Annotated in this window: 23 protein-coding genes and 2 tRNA genes; 11 read left to right on the top strand and 14 right to left on the bottom strand. The window is 70.7% G+C overall.

Annotated elements, in window-relative coordinates; genetic code table 11:
* Positions 1 to 202: 202 nt before the first annotated feature.
* Positions 203 to 904 carry a nucleotidyl transferase AbiEii/AbiGii toxin family protein gene (locus E9228_RS05210; protein ID WP_166779548.1) on the bottom strand — a complete coding sequence of 234 codons (702 nt, stop codon included), beginning with the start codon at positions 902 to 904 and terminating at the stop codon, positions 203 to 205.
* Positions 901 to 1875, bottom strand: a complete 975-nt coding sequence (locus tag E9228_RS05205) for a type IV toxin-antitoxin system AbiEi family antitoxin domain-containing protein (protein WP_166779547.1) — start codon at positions 1873 to 1875, stop codon at positions 901 to 903. The genes E9228_RS05210 and E9228_RS05205 overlap by 4 nt, the downstream gene beginning before the upstream one ends.
* A 234-nt stretch (positions 1876 to 2109) precedes the next feature.
* On the opposite strand from E9228_RS05205, the gene E9228_RS05200 reads away from it, so the two are divergent.
* From E9228_RS05200 to E9228_RS17505, 3 genes are read left to right on the top strand one after another with little or no spacing between them, the layout of a single operon-like run.
* The gene (locus E9228_RS05200) at positions 2110 to 2289 is read left to right on the top strand and encodes a hypothetical protein (RefSeq protein ID WP_166779546.1); all 180 of its coding nucleotides are present in this window, start codon (positions 2110 to 2112) and stop codon (positions 2287 to 2289) included.
* Positions 2286 to 2489, top strand: coding sequence for a hypothetical protein (locus tag E9228_RS17510; protein ID WP_341849778.1), 204 nt, complete (start codon positions 2286 to 2288; stop codon positions 2487 to 2489). Before E9228_RS05200 ends, E9228_RS17510 begins: the two co-directional genes overlap by 4 nt.
* Positions 2490 to 2491: 2 nt before the next feature.
* Positions 2492 to 2602, top strand: coding sequence for a hypothetical protein (locus E9228_RS17505; protein WP_341849777.1), 111 nt, complete (start codon positions 2492 to 2494; stop codon positions 2600 to 2602).
* A 56-nt stretch (positions 2603 to 2658) separates the two neighbouring features.
* Here the strand turns inward: E9228_RS17505 and rbsD are convergent, their stop codons facing one another.
* The 7 genes from rbsD to E9228_RS05160 all read right to left on the bottom strand — a co-directional run bounded on the left by rbsD (position 2659) and on the right by E9228_RS05160 (position 8906).
* Positions 2659 to 3042, bottom strand: a complete 384-nt coding sequence (gene rbsD, locus E9228_RS05190) for a D-ribose pyranase (RefSeq protein WP_166779545.1) — start codon at positions 3040 to 3042, stop codon at positions 2659 to 2661.
* Complete coding sequence (locus E9228_RS05185) at positions 3039 to 3989, bottom strand: PfkB family carbohydrate kinase (protein WP_166779544.1); 951 nt, start codon at positions 3987 to 3989, stop codon at positions 3039 to 3041. Before E9228_RS05185 ends, rbsD begins: the two co-directional genes overlap by 4 nt.
* Positions 3986 to 4936, bottom strand: coding sequence for a substrate-binding domain-containing protein (locus E9228_RS05180; protein WP_166779543.1), 951 nt, complete (start codon positions 4934 to 4936; stop codon positions 3986 to 3988). The genes E9228_RS05185 and E9228_RS05180 overlap by 4 nt, the downstream gene beginning before the upstream one ends.
* A gap of 56 nt (positions 4937 to 4992) precedes the next feature.
* Positions 4993 to 5964, bottom strand: a complete 972-nt coding sequence (locus tag E9228_RS05175) for an ABC transporter permease (protein ID WP_166779542.1) — start codon at positions 5962 to 5964, stop codon at positions 4993 to 4995.
* A 97-nt stretch (positions 5965 to 6061) separates the two neighbouring features.
* Positions 6062 to 7573: a sugar ABC transporter ATP-binding protein gene (locus E9228_RS05170; protein WP_166779541.1), complete on the bottom strand. Its 1512-nt coding sequence runs from the start codon at positions 7571 to 7573 to the stop codon at positions 6062 to 6064.
* Position 7574: 1 nt separating this feature from the next.
* Positions 7575 to 8633 carry a LacI family DNA-binding transcriptional regulator gene (locus E9228_RS05165; protein WP_166779540.1) on the bottom strand — a complete coding sequence of 353 codons (1059 nt, stop codon included), beginning with the start codon at positions 8631 to 8633 and terminating at the stop codon, positions 7575 to 7577.
* A gap of 199 nt (positions 8634 to 8832) precedes the next feature.
* Positions 8833 to 8906 (bottom strand) — tRNA-Gly (locus tag E9228_RS05160).
* Positions 8907 to 8959: 53 nt separating this feature from the next.
* Between E9228_RS05160 and E9228_RS05155 the strand changes: the two genes are divergently transcribed.
* From E9228_RS05155 to E9228_RS05135, 5 genes are all read left to right on the top strand, one after another.
* Positions 8960 to 9223, top strand: a complete 264-nt coding sequence (locus E9228_RS05155) for a hypothetical protein (protein ID WP_166779539.1) — start codon at positions 8960 to 8962, stop codon at positions 9221 to 9223.
* Positions 9224 to 9350: 127 nt separating this feature from the next.
* Positions 9351 to 9427: transfer RNA gene (locus tag E9228_RS05150), tRNA-Pro, on the top strand.
* Between the two features lie 36 nt (positions 9428 to 9463).
* Complete coding sequence (tig, locus tag E9228_RS05145; RefSeq protein ID WP_166779538.1) at positions 9464 to 10819, top strand: trigger factor; 1356 nt, start codon at positions 9464 to 9466, stop codon at positions 10817 to 10819.
* Between the two features lie 180 nt (positions 10820 to 10999).
* On the top strand, positions 11000 to 11629 hold the full coding sequence (locus tag E9228_RS05140; protein ID WP_110903999.1) for an ATP-dependent Clp protease proteolytic subunit: 630 nt from the start codon (positions 11000 to 11002) through the stop codon (positions 11627 to 11629).
* A 26-nt stretch (positions 11630 to 11655) separates the two neighbouring features.
* A complete protein-coding gene (locus E9228_RS05135) occupies positions 11656 to 12315 on the top strand; it encodes an ATP-dependent Clp protease proteolytic subunit (protein WP_110903998.1) in 660 nt (219 codons plus the stop codon).
* A 72-nt stretch (positions 12316 to 12387) separates the two neighbouring features.
* Here the strand turns inward: E9228_RS05135 and E9228_RS05130 are convergent, their stop codons facing one another.
* Positions 12388 to 13080 carry a copper resistance protein CopC gene (locus tag E9228_RS05130; protein ID WP_166779537.1) on the bottom strand — a complete coding sequence of 231 codons (693 nt, stop codon included), beginning with the start codon at positions 13078 to 13080 and terminating at the stop codon, positions 12388 to 12390.
* The gene (locus E9228_RS05125; RefSeq protein WP_166779536.1) at positions 13077 to 13829 is read right to left on the bottom strand and encodes a YcnI family copper-binding membrane protein; all 753 of its coding nucleotides are present in this window, start codon (positions 13827 to 13829) and stop codon (positions 13077 to 13079) included. Before E9228_RS05125 ends, E9228_RS05130 begins: the two co-directional genes overlap by 4 nt.
* Positions 13830 to 14014: 185 nt before the next feature.
* On the opposite strand from E9228_RS05125, the gene clpX reads away from it, so the two are divergent.
* Complete coding sequence (gene clpX, locus E9228_RS05120; protein ID WP_110903996.1) at positions 14015 to 15295, top strand: ATP-dependent Clp protease ATP-binding subunit ClpX; 1281 nt, start codon at positions 14015 to 14017, stop codon at positions 15293 to 15295.
* Between the two features lie 268 nt (positions 15296 to 15563).
* Here clpX and E9228_RS05115 read toward each other — a convergent pair whose 3' ends face one another.
* The 3 genes from E9228_RS05115 to E9228_RS05105 are packed head-to-tail and all read right to left on the bottom strand — an operon-like array spanning position 15564 to position 19314.
* Positions 15564 to 17591 carry a M3 family metallopeptidase gene (locus E9228_RS05115; RefSeq protein WP_166779535.1) on the bottom strand — a complete coding sequence of 676 codons (2028 nt, stop codon included), beginning with the start codon at positions 17589 to 17591 and terminating at the stop codon, positions 15564 to 15566.
* A gap of 39 nt (positions 17592 to 17630) precedes the next feature.
* The gene (locus E9228_RS05110; RefSeq protein ID WP_166779534.1) at positions 17631 to 18212 is read right to left on the bottom strand and encodes a TetR/AcrR family transcriptional regulator; all 582 of its coding nucleotides are present in this window, start codon (positions 18210 to 18212) and stop codon (positions 17631 to 17633) included.
* A gap of 58 nt (positions 18213 to 18270) precedes the next feature.
* On the bottom strand, positions 18271 to 19314 hold the full coding sequence (locus tag E9228_RS05105) for a fibronectin type III domain-containing protein (protein ID WP_166779533.1): 1044 nt from the start codon (positions 19312 to 19314) through the stop codon (positions 18271 to 18273).
* A gap of 129 nt (positions 19315 to 19443) precedes the next feature.
* On the opposite strand from E9228_RS05105, the gene E9228_RS16955 reads away from it, so the two are divergent.
* Both E9228_RS16955 and E9228_RS05095 read left to right on the top strand, forming a co-directional pair.
* The gene (locus tag E9228_RS16955; protein WP_166779532.1) at positions 19444 to 20664 is read left to right on the top strand and encodes a histidine kinase; all 1221 of its coding nucleotides are present in this window, start codon (positions 19444 to 19446) and stop codon (positions 20662 to 20664) included.
* On the top strand, positions 20661 to 21308 hold the full coding sequence (locus tag E9228_RS05095; RefSeq protein WP_166779531.1) for a response regulator: 648 nt from the start codon (positions 20661 to 20663) through the stop codon (positions 21306 to 21308). The genes E9228_RS16955 and E9228_RS05095 overlap by 4 nt, the downstream gene beginning before the upstream one ends.
* The last annotated feature ends 78 nt before the right edge of the window (positions 21309 to 21386 follow it).

The following is a 21386-nucleotide window of genomic DNA, read 5'->3' as shown; positions in this document are numbered from 1 at the left end:
TCAGTCGAGCGCCACCCACGTTCGCTCAGCCGGATCCCACCGGCCGCGTACAACCGATCCGTCGAGCACGGCGGACACGAGCCGGTTCGCGAGGTCTTCGGCTTCCTGCCAGTCCTCTGTCAGACCGACGGCGCGTTGTGCCGCCTTCCGGTACCCACGTTTGATCGTCTCGGATGCGTCCACCGCGACGAACGGGTCCAGCTCACGCTCGTCGATCTGCCAGGCGATCGCTTCGCGGAGTGCCCGAGCGTCGCAGGGCAGGTGCGACGCGATCAGGGCGAGATCGACGAGGTCCTTGGCGCGAGGATCGGCCGTCCCCGCCCGGGTGTCGCGTCTCCATCATCGCGGCGGCCTTGTCGGCGATCTGCTGCTCGACGGCGATCATCACGTAGTCGACGGACTCGACCGCCCGCGCCAACGGCACACGGAAGGCCGGTGCAGCGACGATGGTCGCGTCTCCGGCACGCTCGTGCACTGCGAGGTCGATCTTCACCAGCTCACGAGTCTCGTCTGCGCGGAACACCAGACGAACGACGGACAGGTTCGGTTGGTCGTCGCCTCCGCCACTCGAACGCGACACGAGGCGGAAGCGCAGCCGGTCGCCGATGTCGATGCTGACGAGATCGGCGAGGAGCGTCACTGCGTCGTCGAGTCCGAGCTTCGTCTCGAGGTCCACGTCGACCGTCGCCCGTGCGGTCGGGATGAACGCGAGCATGCGGGTGCCGCCCTTGAGGACGAACGCGTGCGCCTCCTGGCGGAACACCCGCACGAGGAACCGGTCGAACACCAGGTAGCTGCGGAGATCGTTCACCCTCACGCCCATCGCCGGCGCCGCCGCACGGGCTGCTGCTGCGATCGCCTGCATCGTGGCCAGCGGAGATGCGTAGTGCTCCGGCTTGCTCACGGTTCCGCACGCCCCTCGGGCGCGACGGTCCGTCGGGGAACGATCGAGGACGAGCCGGACTCTGACCGCATGGCCGCCATGCGGTCGATGAGGGCGAGCGTCGACGGCGACAGTGTGATCGGTGGGAGCGGGACCGTCGGTGCCGTGCCCGTCCGCGGCGGATCAACGGCCGGGGTCGGCGTTGCATCAGTCACGCGCTCTGGCTGTCGTTCGATCTGACGATCGAGCCTCGCCGTTGCGTCCTGGAGCGCCTCGTGCAGCCGATCCTCGATCGCCGCGCTGACCTGCGCGGCGATGTCGGTGTGTGCGAGCAGGTTCCGGAGCCGGACCTCGTCCACGCGGGACAGGGCGCGCAGGTGCTCGTAGAGCGCAGCACCGTCCCGGTGACCGACGCGTTCGGCCACCGATCCCAGATGGTCGATCAGCGCACCCTCGTCGACGTCCGCACCGGACAGTTCTGCATCGCGGAGAGCGTCCGCCGCGGTCGACAGGTCCGCCCCGGGCTCGTCGAGCAGGTCGGCGATGGTGCGTTCCCGGGTCGTGACCGGGAGCCCGTCGAGGACCATCACGTCCTCGGGCGAGAGTGGGCGGGTGCTGTACCGGACGTCGTCGTGGCGGCTTCGACGGCGGGCGGCGCTGTAGAGCAGGACAGGCGAGGGTGGAAGATCACCGATGCCGTGCAGCGAGGCAGCCGCCGCACCACCGACGACGACGTCCGGGTCGTCCAGTCGATCGCGCGCGACGACCGGGGCTGCTGTCGCGAGCCACGCAGCTCGGATCACGTCGGACGGGTCGGCGGGAGCGCCCGGGAGGCGGTAGACGCCGTGGCGGACACGTTCGAGCGCTCCACTCTGCTCACGGCGGAGGATGGTGCTCCGAGCGATGCCCGCGGCGGAAGCCTGCGCCGCGGTGATCATGCCCCACTGGCCAGCGGCAAGGCGCGCGATCGTGCTCTCGGTTCCTCCGGCCATGGCACGATTGTATGCGAGAACGCAACAAAGGGGGCTGACGATCTCGTGAGTCCGGCCGGTGTCGTTCGACCATTGACTTTCCGCGACGGCAAGTGGATGACTTGCCGTCATGGAAAGCGAATCGGCGCACGCCGACCCCGCCGACCTGGCCGACGCTTGCCAGGCGCTCGCCGCTGTCGACGCGACCCGGTCGCCGGGCTCCGTGCCGGGTCCGCGACGTGGTGGGCGGTGGCGGTGGGGGGCGTCGACATGGTCGCGGTGCTCGCGGCCTTCGTCATGCACGAGTCCACGGGCCTCCGGTGGCGGGTGTGGGTGTTGGCCGTGGGCGTCGCCCTGGCGATGGTCGTGGCCGGCAGCCGGTTCGATCGTCGGCTCCGATCGGAGTTGCGGTGCGGCCGGGTCCGGGTCTCGTGACCACCACGCCGACGACGGACCGGGGGAGCGACGGGGGCTGCGCGTTCGACGAGGTCGTGCACGCCCCGAACCGTCTGCAGATCTGCGCGTTCCTCGAGCCGCTCGACCAGGCCGAGTTCTCGGTCGTGCGCGACGTGCTCGGCGCGAGCGACTCGGTGACGAGCAAGCACGTCAAGGTCTGCAGGACGCCGGGTACCTGACGGTGTACAAGCCGACCGGCAAGGGGCGTGTCAAGACGTGGCTCACACTCACCCCGGAGGGCCGCACCGCCTACTGCGGACACGTCGCGGCCCTGCGCGCACTGCTGGGCTGACGCCCGCCAGCCCCTCGAGACCGGCCGACGTCAGCCCGGCACCACCGCGGGAGCGGTCAGAACGGGACGCCGCAGACGAGCACCGCGTTCGCGAACGCCGTCGCCTCGCCGGTCCGGACGAACAGCCGAGCGTCGGCGGACATGGCCTTCAACTCGTCGTGCGACACCGAACGGCGATCGGGGAACCGGTCGCCGAGCCAGGTGTCCGCCTCGGTGCCCGCGGCCTCGGTCGCCGCGAAGCACTCCTGGAAGACCGCGTCGCCGAGCAGCGCGTCGAGCACGTCGACGAACCGCGGGACCCCGTGCACGAGGGCGAGGTCCACGACCGGCACCCCGGGTGGGATCGGCAGGCCGCAGTCCGCGACCACGACGAGGTCGCCGTGGCCGAGTCGGCTCAGTCCGGCGTTCAACTCGGCGTTGAGGATGCCTGCCTTCTTCACGCGCTGACCTCCGCGTCGTCTGCCTCGACCCGCGGGAGCACGTCGTCGAGGGTGGGGTAGGACGGCTGGGTCCCGACGCCCTGGACGGCGAACGCACCGACACGGACGGCCTGCCGGGCGGCGTCGAGCAGTGTGTCGCCCGCCGCCAGCCCGGCTGCCAGTGCGCCGACGAAGGCGTCGCCCGCACCGGAGGAGTCGACCGCCACCACCCGCGGGGACGGCACGGCGACCACAGCCGTGTCGTCGCCGTCGGACACCAGGGCGCCACGTGCACCGAGGGTGACGACGACCGACCGGATGCCGAGCGACCGCAGCGCGCCGACCAGCGACGACTCGTCCGTCGGCACCACGGCGTCCGGGACGAGCTGCCGGAGGACGAGGGCTGCCTCGTGCTCGTTGACGACGAGCGGGTCGGCGGCGAGCACGGCCTCCCGTCCGACCGGGACGACGGGTGCCAGGTTGAGCAGCACCCGCCCGGTCGCCGCCGTGGCGGCGGCGCCGATGCCGTCGGCGGGCACCTCGCCCTGCAGGACGACCACCGCGGCCGACGCGACGGTGTCCGCAGCCGCGAGCACGGCCTCCGCCCCGGTCGAGGCGTTGGCCCCGGGGACGACGACGATCGTGTTCTCGCCGGTGCGGTCGACCGTGACGGTCGCGAGCCCGGTGGGGGCGTCGACCGCGCGGACGTGGGTCACGTCGACACCGCTGCCGGCCAGGAGGCTCGTGGCCACCTGCGCCGCACCGTCGCGTCCGACGCTCCCAACCATCACGGTCGGTGCGCCCCGCCGGGCGGCCGCGACGGCCTGGTTCGCGCCCTTGCCGCCGGGCAGCAGGGCGAAGGAGGTCGCGACGAGCGTCTCACCCGGGGCGGGGTGGCGGTCGACGGTCACGACCTGGTCGACGTTGAGCGAACCCACGACGACCACGGTTCCGGTGGGACGGCTCACTTGGTGAAGTCTCCGACGTTGCTCTTGGTCACCGAGACGACCGGGACCTGGACGGTCTTGTCGGCCTTGCCGGAGACCGCCTTGACGGCCTGGTCGACAGCGAGGGCGCCGAGCTTGGCGGGCTGCTGCGCGACCGAGCTGCTCAGCGTGCCGTCCTCGATGGCCGTGAGGCCGTCGGCCTCGCCGTCGAACCCGGCGACCTTGACACTCGTGCCGGCCTTCGCACCGAGGGCCTTGATCGCGCCCAGGGCCATCTCGTCGTTCTCGGCGAAGACGCCGACGACGTCGGGGTGGGCCTGCAGGAGGTTGGTGGTGACGTCGAGCGCGGTGGCACGGTCGAAGTTGGCGGTCTGCTTGCCGACCACCTTGATGTCCGGGTACGCCTTGATGCCCTCGGCGAAGCCCTGGCCGCGGTCACGGCTGGCGGAGGTGCCGGCCTGACCCTGCAGGACGAGGATCTCGCCCTTCTCGCCGATCGCCTTCGCCAGGTCGTCGGCGGCCTGCTTGCCACCGGCGACGTTGTCGCTCGCGATGAACGAGTCGACCGAGGCGTCGTTGACGGTGCGGTCGACGGCGATGACCGGGATGTCCGCCTTGTTCAGCGCGGTGACGCTCGGGCCGGCGGCGTCGGAGTCCACCGGGTTGACGATGACGGCCTTCGTGCTGCCGCTCGAGGCGGTCTGCAGCTGGTTGGCCTGCTGCGCGGAGTCGTTCTGCGCGTCGACGACGTCGAGGGTGACGCCCTGCTTCTTCGCCTCGGCCTTCGCGCCGTCGCGGACCTCGACGAAGAACGGGTTGTTGAGCGTGGACAGGGCGAGCGTGATCTTCATGTCGCCACCGCCCGAGGCGCCGCTGCTGCTCGTGCGGTTGCACCCGGCGGTGCCGAGGACGACCAGGCCGGCGACGACGCCGACGGTGGCGATCTTCTGGAAGGAGGAGAACTTCATCGTTGGTTCCTTTGTGGAGGGGGAGTGGGGGAAGAGGAAGCGGAGAGGAGTGCGCGTCAGCTGCTGCGCGTCTTGCGGCGCAGCACGTCGAAACCGACGGCGACCGCGATGACCAGGCCGATGACGACCTGCTGCCAGAACGAGCTGACGTTGAGCAGGTTCAGGCCGTTGCGGATCACGACGAGGACGAGCGCACCGATGAACGTGCCCGAGATCCGACCGACACCGCCGGCGAGCGAGGCGCCACCGATGACGACCGATGCGATCGCGTCGAGCTCGTACCCGCTGGCGGCCTGCGGCTGCGCCGAGTCGAGCCGACCTGCCAGCAGCAGACCGGCGAGCGCGGCGAAGAGACCGGACAGGCCGAACACGACGACCACGATGCGCTTGACCGGGAGGCCCGACAGCCGTGCCGCTTCGGCGTTGCCGCCGACGGCGTACATGCTCCGGCCGATCACGGTGCGGTTGAGGATGAAGGACGCGATCAGGGCGGCGACCACGAGGACGATGATCGGCACCGGGACGGGTCCGATGTCCCCGCCGAGGAACGACACCTGGGGCGAGGTCGGCACCGGCTTGCCGTCGGAGAGCACGAGCGTCAGGCCGCGGGCGACGCTGAGCATCGCGAGGGTCGCGATGAAGGACGGCAGCTTGCCGTAGGCGCTCGCCAGGCCGTTCACGACACCGGTGACGAGTCCCGCGACGAGCCCGCCGACGAGGGCGAGCCAGCCGGGCAGCCCCGCCGTCGCGAAGAACCACGCCGAGACCATCGCCGACAGTGCGGCGACCGAGCCGACCGACAGGTCGATGCCGCCGGCGACGATGACGAACGTGACACCGAACGCGAGCACGGCCACGGTCGACACCTGGATGCCGATGTTGAGGATGTTGCGGCCGGTGAGGAAGTCCGGCGTCGCGATGAAGAGGGCGATGCAGAGGACGACGAGGCCGACGAGGGCGCCGTTGTTCGCCAGGAACTTCGTGAACGAGAAGGACCGGGTCGGGGCCTTCGCAGTGGTCGATGACATGCGGCTTGTGCTTTCTGGTGGGTACTGCGCTGTACGCGGGGGAGGGCGCGCGGCCGCGCGGGGCCGTGCGGGAGGAGTCGCTCGGGCGACCGGCGGCTCAGGCGGCGTCGGCGTCCGGGGCGTCGCGAGCGGCGAGGGTCATCACGGCGTCCTCGGTGGCGTCGGCACCGTCGAGTTCGCCGGCGATCCGGCCGTCGCGCATCACGAGGATCCGGTCGCTCATGCCGAGCACCTCGGGCAGTTCGCTCGACACCATGACGACGGCACCCCCGGCGGCGGTGATGGCGTTGACGAGTTCGTAGATCTCGACCTTCGCGCCGACGTCGACGCCACGGGTGGGTTCGTCGAGCAGGAGCACGCTCGAGCCGGCCAGGATCCAGCGCCCGAAGACGGCCTTCTGCTGGTTGCCGCCGGAGAGCGAGCCGATCGGCTGGTCGATGTCGTGCATCCGGATCCGGAGTCGGGTGGCGACCTGTTCGGCGCGCTGCTTCTGTCCGGCGAAGTCGACGAGTCCGCCGCGGGCGCTCGAGGCCAGCGTGGCGTACCCGAGGTTGTCGTTGACCGAGGCGCCGAGCACCAGGCCCTGGCCCTTGCGGTCCTCCGGCACGTGACCGATGCCGGCGCGGATCGCCCCGGCGACGCTGCCCTTGCCGAGCGTGCGCCCACGGACCGTGACCGTGCCGCTGTCGTAGCCGTCCGCTCCGGCGATCGCCCGGACCAGTTCCGTCCGACCGGCGCCGACGAGTCCGGAGATGCCGACGATCTCACCGGCGTGCACGTCGAAGGAGACGTCCTGGAAGCGTCCGGAGGCGGTGAGGTGCTCGACCCGCAGGACCGGGTCGGCACGGTCGACGACGGCGCTGCCGGTCGGGTACTGCTCCTCGATGCTCCGGCCGACCATGAGGCGGACGAGTTCGTCCTCCGGGGTCGATGCCGGGACCTCGGCGACGAAGTGCCCGTCGCGGAGCACGGCGACGGTGTCGCCGATCTCGGCGATCTCGTCGAGGTGGTGGCTGATGAAGAGCATCCCGACGCCCCGGGCGCGGAGGTCCGCGACCACCCGGAACAGGGCCTCGGTCTCGTGGCGGGTGAGCGCGGCGGTGGGTTCGTCGAGGATCAGGATGCGGGCCTCCACGCTGAGCGCCTTCGCGATCTCGACCAGCTGCTGGCGGGCGATGCCGAGCTCGCCGACGGGGGTGTCGACGTCGACGTCGAGCCCGATCACCGCGAGCGCGGCCTCGGCCTGACGGCGGAGCGTCTTCCGGTCGACCAGCCCGAAGCGCGTCGGGATCCGGCCCATCATCACGTTCTCTGCGACGCTGAGCGAGCCGACCAGGTTGAGTTCCTGGTGGATCGTCGCGATGCCGAGCCGCTCCGCGGCCGTGACGGTCGGGAGGCTCACCTCGGCTCCGTCGACCAGGATCCGTCCGCCGTCGGGCTGGTGGATGCCGGACATCATCTTGATGAGCGTCGACTTGCCGGCGCCGTTCTCGCCCAGGAGGACCTGGACCTTCCCGGCGTGGACGTCGACTGTGACGTCGGTGATGACCTGGACCGGACCGAAGGACTTGCTGACGCGGTCGAGGGTGAGGAGGGGGGTCTGAGCCATGTCAGTTCTCCGGGTGCTGCTGGGCGGCGGGGTGCGACGATGCGGCCTGCCGGGCGGGTCGGATGGGGGTGGCCGAGGAGGCGCGGACGATGAGTTCGCTCGGCAGACGGACGGACTCGGGACTGCCGCCGTCGATCACGTCGCGGAGGAGGCCCACGGCGACGCGGCCCATGTCCTCCACACTGTGGGCGACGACGGAGAGCGCGGGCTCGAGGAGCGAGAACCACTCGATGTCGTCGAAGGCGACCAGGGCGATGTCCTGGCCGAGTCGGAGCCCGAGGCGGTTCAGGATCGCGATCGCGCCGACCGCCATCAGGCTGTCCGCGGCGAAGATCGCGGTCGGCGGGTCGGCGAGCTGCAGCAGCGTGGTGACCCCGGCCGAGCCGGACGCTGCCTGGAAGTCACCGAAGACGATGAGGTCGGGGTCGTCGCTCAGTCCGGCTGCGGCGACGGCGTCCTGGTAGGCGGTGAAGCGCTCCCGGCCGGTCGAGACGCTCTGCGGGCCGGCGATGTACCCGATGCGGGTGTGGCCGAGGGCGGCGAGGTGCTCGACGGTCTGCCGGATGCCGGTGCTGCTGTCGGTCGTGACGCTCGGGACGTCGATGCCCGGGATCACGCGGTCGACGAAGACGGTGGGGACCTCACGGTCGACGAGCTGCTGCACGGTGCCGGTGTCGTTGCCCTGCGGTGCGACGATCACGCCGTCGACCCGGCGGGCGATGAGGGTGTCGAGGTACCGGTTCTGCTGGTCGGCGCGCTCGTTCGCGTTGCCGAGGAGGGTGACGTAGCCCTCGGCGAGCGCCGCTTGCTCGATCGTGTGGGCGAGGTCGGCGAAGAACGGGTTGCGGACGTCGGAGACCAGCAGGCCGATCGTGTCCGACCGGGTGGAGCGGAGCGCGCGAGCCTGCAGGTTCGGGCGGAAGTCGAGGTCCTTCGCGGCCTGCTCGACCGCCCGACGGGACTCTTCACTGGTGGCTGCGTTGCCGGAGAGCACGCGGGACGCCGTCGCTGCGGAGACGCCGGCGCGGGCGGCGACGTCCTTGATGGTGACGGTGTTCATCGGTGAGCACTCCGTTGGGCGAGTCGTGGAATCGATTCCATGGAATCGATTCCATGACGATAGGGACCGTGCCAGTCGGATGTCAAGCCGGGCCGTCCGGAGTCGCGCGTGACGGAACCGTCCGCGGGAACGACGGTCGTCCGTGCCGGCGCGGGCGCACGACGAGGGGCGCCGGTCAGGCAGCCTGCGGAGGGGGAAGTGGAGGGGATGACGGGAATCGAACCCGCGTAGCCAGTTTGGAAGACTGGGGCTCTACCATTGAGCTACATCCCCGCGCCTGCGCACGTGTCGCAGCCCCACCACCATACCGGACGAACGACACCCCCATGATCCTGCCGCCGCCGGACGAGTCGTCGCAGCGCACGATCAGGCGATCCCGGGTGTTCTCCTACGTGCTGGTGGCCGTCGCCGCGGTGGTGTTCTCGCTCCGCCCGGAGCTGTTCGGCGACCCGCAGGCGCAACCCTGGCACGCGCTGTTGCACGTGTGGCGGATCGTCGCCGGACTGCTGCTGGCTGTCGCCGCGCTGGCCGTCCAGGTCGTCGTCGGGGTTCAGTGGCGACGGGGTCTGCGACGGGCCGCGGACGACTGACTTCCCACAACCGGGAGTCCTACCGGGGATCGTGCACCCGGAGCCCGCTAGACTCGTCGAGGTCGCTGGGCTGGACTCGTCCTGCCCGCGCGCTGAACGGCGCACGCGACGATCCTGGCCCTCGTACCGGGGCGTAGCTCAGCTTGGTAGAGCGCCCGCTTTGGGAGCGGGAGGTCGCAGGTTCAAATCCTGTCGCCCCGACCAGGTCACATCGAACGTCAACCAACAGGAGAACATCCCTTGGCCACCAGCACCGTCGACAAGGTGAGCGACACCCGCGTCAAGCTCACCGTGAACGTGACGCCGGAAGATCTCAAGCCGAGCATCGACCACGCGTACAAGCACATCGCAGAGCAGATCAACATCCCCGGCTTCCGCAAGGGCAAGGTCCCGCCGGCGATCGTCGATCAGCGCGTCGGTCGGGGCGAGGTCCTGAACCACGCCGTCGGCGACGCGATCGACACCTTCTACCGCCAGGCGGTGGACGAGCAGGAGCTCCGCATCCTCGGCCGCGCCGAGGCCGACGTCGCCGAGCTCCCGAACGTCAAGGACTTCACCGGCGACCTCGTCCTCACCTTCGAGGTCGACGTCCGTCCCGAGTTCGACCTGCCCGACTACAGCTCCTTCGAGCTCGTGGTCGACGAGGTCGAGGTCTCCGACGACGAGATCGACGAAGAGCTGCAGAACCTCCGCACGCGCTTCGGCACCCTCGTGACCGTGGACCGTCCGGCCACCTCGGGCGACTTCGCCCAGCTCGACCTGACCGCCACCATCGGTGACGACGAGGTCGACTCGGCCACCGGCGTCTCCTACGAGATCGGTTCGGGCGACCTGCTCGAGGGCATCGACGAGGCGCTCGAGTCCCTCACCGCCGGCGAGTCCACCACCTTCGAGTCGAAGCTCGTCGGTGGCGACCGCGAGGGCGAGACCGCCCAGATCGCCGTGACCGTCACCGCCGTCAAGGAGCGCGAGCTCCCCGACGCCGACGACGAGTTCGCCCAGATCGCGAGCCAGTTCGACACCCTCGACGAGCTCAAGGCGGACCTCAAGGAGCAGATCGCGAAGTCGAAGACCTTCAGCCAGGGCGCTGCGGCACGCGACAAGCTCGTCGAGCAGCTCCTCGACTCGGTCGAGATCCCGATCTCGGAGAAGCTCATCGAGGACGAGGTGCACCGTCACCTCGAGCAGGAGAACCGTCTGGAGGACGACGAGCACCGCAAGGAGGTCGCTGAGTCCAGCGAGAAGGCCTTCCGCTCGCAGATCCTCCTCGACTCCATCGCCGAGAAGGAGCAGATCCAGGTCTCGCAGGAAGAGCTCACGCAGTACCTGATCCAGGCCGCTGCGCAGTACGGCATGGAGCCGGCCGAGTTCATCAAGGTCATCGACCAGAACGGTCAGATCCCCGGCATGGTCGGCGAGGTCGCTCGTTCCAAGGCCGTCGCCACGGTCCTGTCGAAGGTCACCGTGAAGGACACCGCCGGCAACCCGGTCGACCTCTCCGCGTTCACCGCGGGTGTCGCCGATGACGACGAGATCGTCGCGGACGACGAGTCGACCGAGACCGACGACGAGTCGGCCGAGGCCGACGCGAAGTAGTCGCGACCATCCGCACGAACGGGAGGCACGGTGCCAGCTGGCGCCGTGCCTCCCGTTCGTTTCCCCGCACGTCCTGACCGCGTTCCCTGTCCTGCTGACCGCCGACAGCGAACACAGGAGACCACGTGCGTTGCAACCGATAAGTTCGACAACAAGCGACAACTGAACGGGAGCTTTTCCATGGCCGAAGCAACACTGAACCCCAGTGTTTTTGACCGCCTTCTGAGAGACCGGATCGTGTGGCTCGGCTCCGAGGTCCGCGACGACAACTCGAACGAGATCGCAGCCAAGCTGCTGCTGCTCGCCGCCGAGGACCCTGAGAAGGACATCTACCTCTACATCAACTCGCCCGGTGGCTCGATCACCGCCGGCATGGCGATCTACGACACGATGCAGTTCGTGCCGAACGACATCGTCACGGTGGGCATCGGCCTCGCCGCCTCGATGGGGCAGTTCCTGCTCTCGTCCGGCACGCCCGGCAAGCGCTACATCACGCCGAACGCGCGCGTGCTCCTGCACCAGCCGTCCGGTGGCTTCGGTGGTACCGCCGCCGACATCCAGACGCAGGCGAAGGTCATCCTCGACATGAAGCAGCGGATGGCCGAGCTGACCGCCGAGCAGACCGGCAAGTCCATCGAGCAGATCCTCAAGGACAACGACCGCGACAACTGGTTCTCGGCACAGGAGGCCCTGGAGTACGGCTTCGTCGACCACCTGCGCGCCTCGTCCGCCGAGGTCGTCGGTGGTGGCGGAACCGTCAACGACGGCGAGACGCAGACCCCTGCGGCCGAGCCCGACGCCCAGTCCTGATCACCACCGAAGAAAAGGAAACGAGAATGCACCTCCCCATGCTCGGTGGCGCGCAGAACGTCCCGGCCCCCTCTGATCGGTACATCCTCCCGAGCTTCGAAGAGCGCACGGCCTACGGCTACAAGCGTCAGGACCCGTACGCGAAGCTCTTCGAGGACCGCATCGTGTTCCTCGGTGTCCAGGTCGACGACGCGTCGGCCGACGACGTCATGGCCCAGCTGCTCGTGCTCGAGTCGATGGACCCCGACCGCGACATCGTGATGTACATCAACTCGCCCGGTGGCTCGTTCACCGCGATGACGGCGATCTACGACACGATGCAGTACATCCGTCCGCAGATCCAGACGGTCTGCCTCGGCCAGGCGGCTTCGGCCGCGTCGGTGCTCCTGGCCGGCGGTACGCCGGGCAAGCGCCTGGCGCTCCCGAACGCCCGCGTGCTCATCCACCAGCCTGCTGTCCAGCAGGGTGGCGGCCAGGCGTCCGACATCGAGATCCAGGCGGCGGAGATCCTCCGCATGCGCACCTGGCTCGAGGAGACGCTGTCGAAGCACTCGAACAAGACGCCGGCCGAGATCAACCACGACATCGAGCGCGACAAGATCATGTCCGCGCAGGAAGCCGTGGAGTACGGCCTGATCGACCAGGTCCTCACCAGCCGCAAGAACGTCCCCGCGCTCGTCAAGTAGCACCCGGACGGACGACGGCCCCGCACCTCATCGGTGCGGGGCCGTCGTCGTTCCCGGGGCGGGAACCGCCGATCAGTCGTCGTCGCCGTCAGCGGCGGGTGCCGGTCGGCGACGCACGAGCAGCAGCACGGCGACGACCGCGGCCACGACGACGAGCCCGCCGGCGCCGATCCACAGCGCGTCGGAGGCCGTCGAGGCCGTGCCGCCGGACTCCGTGCCCGTCGTGCTGGCCGCGGCGGTCGAGCCGTTGCCGTCGGTCGCGCAGGTCGGTGGCTTCATCGCACCGGTGGCGGGGGTGAATCCCGCCGGCGCCTTCCACGTGAAGTCGTACGAGTCCGACACGGTGTGCCCGTCGGCCGAGATGATCTGCCACTCGGCCTGGTACTCGCCGGACTTCCCGAGGGCGGCCGCGGTGGACATCGTCGGGCCCTCCACGTCGACGCAGCCGTCCTCGAAGTACCGGCCGTCCGGACCGACGATGCGGAACGCGAACCCGGAGTCCGTGTCGCCGATGTCGAGCAGACGGTCGTTCGTGGTGATGGCGAACGTCTTCGGCAGTGCGGTCAGGGTGCTGTTCGACGCCGGGGTCGCGGCGACGACGTAGTTGTGCGCGCTCGCGGGGGCGGCGAGCCCGAGGACCGCACCACCCACCAGGGTGAGCGCGGCCAACGTGCCGGCACCGAGCCTCCCGGCCCGGACCCGGCGGCGCACCGCCGGACGCGCGCCCGGCTGCCCGGCGCTCTCGTGCTCGGTGCCGGTGGTCACTTGCTGCTGCCGCGGCGACGCGAGGCGGCGACCGAGACGACGAGTGCGACGGCACCCAGGAGCAGGCCGCCGAGACCGAGGAAGCGGCCGACCAGGTCCGGGTCCGCGGGGGCGGAGGTGGACGAGCTGGAGGCCGTCGTCGCGGTGGCCGCGTCGGGCTCGGTCGACTCGGTGGTGCCGTGCTCGTCGTCGCCCGCGGCGGCGGCGGTCAGCGTGATCGTCGGTGCGGGGTGCTCCGGCTCGGCCTGGCCGGCCTTCGTGGCCTGGTCCCACTCGGTGGAGCCCTTCTCGCAGGTCTGCGAGACGGGCATCGAGACGGTGTCGCCGGCCTTGCCGTCGGGCAGTGCGAAGGAGAGCGAGAAGGTGTCGCGCTCGTCGGCGGGGAGCGGGGTCTTCGCGGTGTACGTGACGCTGGTGATGCGCTCGGCGGCCGCTTCGGCCTCGTCCTCGTCGGCGCCGGCTGCGGAGCTCGGGGCCGTGTAGGGCTCGGTCGCCTTCGTGATGGTCCAGTTCGGGTTCACCGTCGGCGTGACCTCGATCACGGACTCGGGGACGTGGAACTGCAGCTTCGTGGTGGGGGAGCCGTCGCAGCCGTGCGGCACGGAGAACGTGACGGTGGTGTAGGAGTTGACGGCGGTCGACGACGCTTCGGCCTCGACGTGGGCGCTGGCCGAGGCCGCGGTGCCGAGGACGATGGCGGCGGCGACGCCGAGGGTCACGACACCGCCGGTGGCGAGGCGCTTCTGCATGGTTCCTCCAGGAGCCGTTCTCTACAACTTGTAGAGCAACGTCGCTCACGCTACCAGGCCGACCACGCCCTGGGCGAACGCGGCCGGGGGTCCCCGACTGTGTCGCCGGTTGCGGTTAGGCTCGGTCCCACGACGACCTCGTGGACCGCACTGGCGGTGCACGTCGACCAGGGAAGGCCGAGAGCATGGCACGCATCGGAGAGAGCGCCGACCTCCTGAAGTGCTCCTTCTGTGGGAAGAGCCAGAAGCAGGTACAGCAGCTGATCGCCGGACCCGGCGTCTACATCTGCGACGAATGCGTCGAGCTCTGCAACGAGATCATCGAAGAGCGTCTCGCCGAAGCGGGTGAGGACACCGGCAGCGGCGAGTTCGACCTGCCGAAGCCGCGCGAGATCTTCGACTTCCTGCAGGAGTACGTCATCGGGCAGGACCCGGCGAAGCGCGCACTCGCGGTCGCCGTCTACAACCACTACAAGCGGATCCGGGCGCAGGGGCAGATCACCGCCGCCGAGGACCGCGACGACGTCGAGATCGCCAAGTCGAACATCCTGCTCATCGGCCCGACCGGCTGCGGCAAGACGTACCTGGCGCAGACGCTGGCCAAGCGGCTGAACGTGCCGTTCGCCGTCGCGGACGCCACTGCCCTGACCGAGGCCGGGTACGTCGGCGAAGACGTCGAGAACATCCTGCTCAAGCTGATCCAGGCCGCCGACTACGACGTCAAGCGCGCCGAGACCGGCATCATCTACATCGACGAGGTCGACAAGATCGCGCGGAAGGCCGAGAACCCCTCGATCACCCGCGACGTGTCGGGCGAGGGCGTCCAGCAGGCGCTGCTCAAGATCCTCGAGGGCACGGTCGCCTCGGTCCCGCCGCAGGGCGGTCGGAAGCACCCTCACCAGGAGTTCATCCAGATCGACACGACGAACGTGCTGTTCATCGTCGCCGGGGCGTTCGCCGGGCTGGAAGAGATCGTCTCGTCGCGTGTCGGCAAGCACGGCATCGGCTTCGGGGCCCAGCTGCACAGCCCGACCGACCACCAGGACCTGTACTCCGAGGTCCTGCCGGAGGACCTGCACAAGTTCGGTCTGATCCCCGAGTTCATCGGTCGTCTGCCCGTCGTCACCACCGTGTCGAAGCTCGACCAGGCCGCGCTGATGCAGATCCTGACCGAGCCGAAGAACGCCCTGGTGCGTCAGTACCAGCGGATGTTCCAGATCGACGGTGTCGAGCTCGAGTTCGACCACGCGGCGCTCGAGGCGATCGCCGACCTGGCCGTCCTGCGCCAGACCGGTGCCCGCGGCCTCCGCGCGATCATGGAAGAGGTCCTCGGGCCGATCATGTTCGACGTGCCCTCGGACGACGACGTCGCCCGCGTGGTCGTCACCCGGGCTTCGGTGCTCGAGAACGCGGCGCCGACGATCGTGCCGCGGTCCGCGCCGAAGCGCGTCGAGAAGTCCGCGTAGCCGACCGCACCTGAACGCAGCGCGCCCCCGTCATCGACGGGGCGCGCGCTGCGTCGCGCGGCGGCTGCCGTCCGTGGAGTTCGCAAGACACCGGTGTTCGTCCGTCGCGCCGCGCAAAAGCGCGGCGCGACCGACGAACACCGGTGTTTCGTGGGCAGGCCGGGCCGACCGGGCCGACCGGGCAGGCCCGGCCGACCGGGCAGGCCGGGCCGACCAGGCAGGCCGGGCCGACCAGGCAGGCGCGGCCGACCAGCCGCGCCGGGACGCGCTACTCGAGCCCGCGGCGACGCAGCAGCGGGCCGACCTCGGCGTCGCGGCCGCGGAACGCTCGGTAGGCCTCGAGCGGGTCCTCCGCGCCACCGACACCGAGCACCAGCCGTGCGAAGCGTTCGCCGGCCTCGCGGGAGAGCCCGCCGTGCTCGCGGAACCACTCCACCGTGTCGGCGTCGAGCACCTCGCTCCAGATGTACCCGTAGTAGCCGGCGTCGTACCCGCCGGAGAACGTGTGCGCGAAGTACGTCGACGAGTAGCGGGGCGGGACGGCCGGAGCGTCGACGCCGGCGGCGACCAGTGCCTCCCGTTCGAACGCCTCGACGTCCGTGACCGCGGCGGCCTCGGTGGCGCTGAGTCGGTGCCAGGCCTGGTCGAGCAGTGCGGCCGCCAGGTACTCGGTCGTGCCGAACCCCTCGTTGAAGCCCTCCGAGCTGCTGAGGCCCAGGACGAGCTCGGGCGACATCGACGCCCCCGTCTCGTGGTGCTTGGCGTAGTTCGCCAGGACCGACGGCCACGTGACCCACATCTCGTTCACCTGCGACGGGAACTCCACGAAGTCACGTTCGACGTTCGTGCCGGAGAACCGCGGGTACGTCGTCCGGGCGATCAACCCGTGCAGCGCGTGGCCGAACTCGTGGAACAGGGTCTCGACCTCGTCCTGCGTCAGCAGCGTCGGTGAGCCCGCTGCGGGCTTCGGCACGTTGAGGTTGTTCACGACGACGGGCAGCGTGCCGAGCAGGTGCGACTGCTCCACGACGGGGTTCATCCACGCACCACCGCGCTTGCCGTCCCGCGTGTACAGGTCGAGCAGGTACAGCCCGACGGGGGCGTCCTGCTCGTCGACGACCTCGAAGACGCGGACCTCGTCGTTGTAGCCGTGCAGGTCGTGACGCTCGGTGAAGCGCAGCCCGTACAGGGCGGAGGCGGCGTGGAAGACGCCGTCGACGAGGACCCGGTCCGCCTCGAGGTAGGGGCGGAGCGCGCCGCTGTCCGCGGCGAACTGCGCACCGCGGAGGACCTCGGTGGCGTACGCCCAGTCCCACGACTCGACCTCGTGCCCGATCGTGCGGGAGCGTGCGTCGCGTTCGTCGCGGGCGTTCGCGACGGCCGCGGGGACGAGGGAGGACAGGAGGTCCGCCACGGCTTCCGGGGTCCGGGCGGTCTCGTCCGCGGTGACGACCGACGCGTGGTCGCGGAAGCCGAGCAGCTCGGCCCGTTCGGCGCGGAGGCGGACGATGCGGAGCAGGACCTCGCGGTTGTCGAACGCGTTGCCCCGGCGGCCGCGGGACAGTGACGCCTCCATGATCCGCTGGCGGAGTCCGCGGTCGGTGAGCGTCGCGAGCCACGGGTGTCCGGTGTACAGCGGCAGAGTGACCAGCCAGCCGTCGAGTCCGCGGTCGGCGGCGGCTCCCGCGGCGGCGGACTTCGCGCCGTCGTCGAGGCCGGCCAGTTCGGACTCGTCGGTCATGTGCACCGCGGCGTCGTTCGTGTCCTCGAGCAGGTTGCGTTCGAACGTCGTCGTCAGCGACGACAGCTCCTGGTTGATCGCGGTCAGGCGTCCCTTGCCGGCGTCGTCGAGTCCGGCACCGGCGAGGGTCATCTCGGTCAGCGTGCGGTCGGCCAGGCGGCGGTCCTCGTCGGAGCGGCCCGCCGTGGCGTCGAGCTCGTCGTGCACGGTCCGGACCCGGGCGAACAGCCGGCCGTCCAGGACGATCGCGTCGCGGTGTGCTGCGAGGAGCGGGGAGAGCTCGGCCTCGAGGTCACGGAGTTCGTCGGTGGAGTCGGCCGAGGTGATCGTGGAGAAGACCATCTCGACACGCTGCAGCAGCTGCCCGGCACGCTCGAGCGCGACCAGGGTGTTCTCGAAGGTCGGCGGTTCGGGGTCGGTGGCGATCGCCTCGACCTCCGCGCGGTGTTCGGCCATGCCCGCGTCGAAGGCCGGCCGGTAGTGCTCCGTCCGGACGTCGTCGAACGGGGGGAGGGCGTAGGGGAGGGTGCTCGGTCCATCGAACGGGTTCGCCATGGAGCAACCCTAGGACGACGGGCCGGGGTGCGAGGGCGGTCAGCGCGTCGCAGCGTCGATGAGCACGCCGGCCGCTCGCCGGGCGTGCACGGCAGCGTCGCGCGTCCCGGCGATGGCTGCGGTGGTCTGCGCCCCCTCGGCGAGGAGGGCCAGTTGGGCGGCGAGCTCGTCCGCCTGTGCCGGGTCGCCGACGACCTGCTCGGCGAGGGCGGCGATGAACCGCTGGAACGACTCCTTGTGGTCGCGGGCGATGGCCGCGACCGCCGGGGACGTCGCACCGAGCTCACCGAACGCGTTGATGAACCCGCAGCCACGGAACGTGTCGTCGGCGAACCACGAGTCGAGGAAGTCGTACACGGCGAGCAGGCGGTCGCGCGGTGTCGACGCCGCCGCGACCGCGTCGCGCATACCGGCCTCCCAGAGCTCGTGTCGGCTGGCGAGCACCGCGGCGATGAGCTGGTCCTTGCCGGGGAACGCCGCGTAGAGCTTCTTCAAGGAGACGCCAGCGGCGGTCCGGATCTCGTCCATCCCGACCGCTTGGATGCCGCGCGCGTAGAACAGCGCGTCGGCCGCGGTGACGACGGCGGCGGTGACGGCAGGGTCGATCGTCGTGGTCGCCATGCCGTCACCGCCGTTCGGTCGTCGTGCCGTCCCCCGTCGGGAACGGACGTTCTCGATGCTACCGCGCCTCGGTCGCCGTCGTGAAGGTGACCCGCTCGGACGCCGACTCGTGGCCGTGCACGTCCTGCGCGAGGACCTCGACCTGGTACTCGGTGCCCGGGGTCAGGCGGTCGATGATCGCCGAGGCCTGCAGCGGGTTGCCGATCGGGACCCGGCGGATGACCCGGCCGTCCTGGTACAGGTCCACAGCGTGACCGAGCAGGTCCGGGTGCGCCGGCGACTTCCAGTTCACGATGACGCGGCGCGACTCCTGGGTGTTGACGTGGACGCCCTGCGGAGCGGTCGGGCCGGCCAGGGACGGGTCCGGCGTGGTGTGGAGCTCGACGGCTTCGGCGGCCGTCTCGTTGCCGTCGGCGTCGTACGCGGCGACCACGATGTCGTAGGTGCGGTTCGCGTGCAGCCGGTCGACGACCTGGCTCGTCCGGTCGGAGCCGGGGGCGATGTGCTGGCGGATGATCTCGCCGTCCTGGAACACCGAGACGGTGTACCCGAGGACGTGCTCGTCGTCGGTGCTCGGGGTCCACCGCACGGTGGCCCGGTCGTGCGCGACGTCGGTGACACGGACGTCGCCCGGCGCGGTCGGCGCCTCGCCGGCCTCCTCGCCCGCCGAGCAGCCCTCGACCCCGGCGCCACCGAGGTCGCAGCTGGCGACACCGAGCTCCGTGGTGCCGTCGCCGGCGATGCCGAACGACACGTACTCGCTCATGCCCGGGGCGAGCGTGCCGCTCTTCGGTGCGAGGGTCACCTGGTCGCCGTGGACCGTCGCGTCGACGTTCCAGTCGGAGTGGTTCTGGAAGGTGCCGTGCGGCACCGTGAAGGTCAGGGACCAGTCGGCCGCCCGGTCGGTGGTGTTCGCGATGACGAACTGACCGCTGCGGTAGTGCGTGCTGCCCTCCCACATCTGGAGCGAGCCGGTGGGCTGACCGGCAGCGGCAGCATCGACGAGCGGTGCGGCGGACGCTGCGGACGGGGCGAGCAGGGCGCACCCGACGACGGCGGCGGTCGCGGCGGCGGTGGCGAACGAGGAGGCGCGGAGGGACATGGGAGACCTTTCGTGGAGTGTTCCGGTCCGGGTGTGGACGACAACCGATGGTGCGGGACCACGAGGACGGGTGTGTGTCTCCGGAAGTCGACGTCGTCGATTCGCAAGCGCTTGCGCTACAGTCGATACGTGACATATTGGATGTACAACGCGGACTCCACCGCGCGGCCTCTGCACCCGCTCGAGCGGTTGCTCGACGCACCATCGCCGCGATCCCGCCGCGTCGCCCGGATCGCGGGCATCGTCCTGCCGACCGCGCTGACGCTGTACAGCGTCTGGTACGACGCCCTCGCCGCAGGCGTCGGCCCGGACACGCTGCAGATCGTCGTCTTCGTCGTCGGCGGACTCTCGCTGCACCTGCTCCGACGCCTGCCCGTCGTCCCCACGGTCGTCGCCCCGGTCGTCTGGGCGCTGACCGGGTCGTGCTCCTTCGTGGTCGTGATGAGCGCGGTCGTCGCGGCGCGCCGGGGGCCCGGCTGGTGGGCGGTCCTCGCTGGCTTCACGCTCCTGCACCCGCTCGGCATCGTGCCGGACCCGTGCATGTTCCGTGCCGGCCACGTCACGGTGCCGGAGGAGACCGCACCGCTCCTGGCCGTCGTGCTCCCGGCCCTGCTCGGCGGTGTCGTGGGGGAGGCCCACCGGGTCGTCCGAGCACGCGAGGAACACCTGCGTCTCGCCGCCGACGCCGCCGCCGCCCGTGCCGCAGACGCGGTCGCCCAAGAACGTCTCCGGCTCAGCCGCGACCTGCACGACGTCGTCGGTCAGGGTGTGAGCCGGATGACGCTGCACGCGACGGCGCTCGCCGCCCGCACGGCGGAGCCCGCCGTGCAGGAGCTGGCGACCCGGATCGCCGACACCGGCGCGGGTCTCCTCGAGGACCTGCACTTCGTCGTCGGCCTGCTGCGCCGGAGTGAGGGCGACGACCAGCGCGACGCTCCTGACTGCGATGACCCGTGCCTCCCGTCCGGACCGACGTGGGACCAGTCGATCGCCGAGGCGGAGCGCGACGGCATCGTCCTCCGCCGCCGCGGTCCCGCGGCGGGCCCGCTCGCCCGCACGGCCGGGCTCGACGACCGGTGCGCTGCGGTCCTCGATGCGGTGCTCGCGGAGACGCTGCACAACGTCCGCAAGCACGCCCCCGGGAGCCCGGTCGACCTGTCGGCAGCGATCCTCGGAGACCGGGTGCGCCTGGTCGTCGAGAACGGTGCCGGCGACGGGCAGCCGACCCGCTCCGCCGGTGGCCACGGTCTGGCCGTCGCGGCCGAACGCGCTGCCGAGGTCGGCGGCGCCCTGCGGCACGACCGCACGGCCTCGGGTGGGTTCCGTCTCGAGCTGGAGCTGCCGCGGTGACCCGGGTGCTGCTCGTCGACGACGACGACGACATCCGCGCCAGCCTGCGCATCGTCATCGAGTCCGATCCCGGGCTCGTCGTGGCGGCCGAGTTCGCCGACGGGGCGCGTGCCGTCGCTGCTGCCCGACGCCTGCGCTGCGACGTGGCGGTCGTCGACCTGCGCATGCCCGGCATCGACGGCATCGAGACGACCCGCTTGCTCCGGCAGGAGCCGGACGGCCCCGAGGTCCTGGTCCTCACCGCGTTCGAGCACGACGACAGCGTGCTGCGTGCCCTCGGAGCGGGTGCGTCCGGGTTCCTCCTCAAGGGGAGTCGGCCGCACGAGCTGCCGGCCGCGATCCACGACGTCGCCTCCGGCCGGTGCGTGCTCGCACCGGCCGTGGCGAGCGCGGTCGTCGAACGTGCCGTGGCCCGAGAACAGGAGGACCGGCCGGAGCCGGTCGACGACCTGGGCGACCTCACCGACCGCGAGCGTGCACTCGTCATCGCGGTCGGCGAGGGGCTGACGAACGCGCAGATCGCCGGCCGGCTCGGCGTGACACCGACGTCGGCGAAGACCTACGTCTCGCGGATCCTCGACAAGCTCGGGCTGCAGAACCGCACACAGCTCGCGATCGCCGCGCACCGCGCCGGGCTGGTCTGACGTCGTCGGCCGGGGCGTGGTCGGCTCCGCCCGTCGGCCCCGCCTCCCCACCACGTCACCGATCGGAGACATCCGCCG

The sequence above is a fragment of the Curtobacterium salicis genome (assembly GCF_011759505.1).
Lineage (GTDB): Bacteria > Actinomycetota > Actinomycetes > Actinomycetales > Microbacteriaceae > Curtobacterium > Curtobacterium salicis.
The sequence above is the reverse complement of the archived record's forward strand: the minus strand, read 5'-3'. Positions and strand labels throughout refer to the sequence as shown.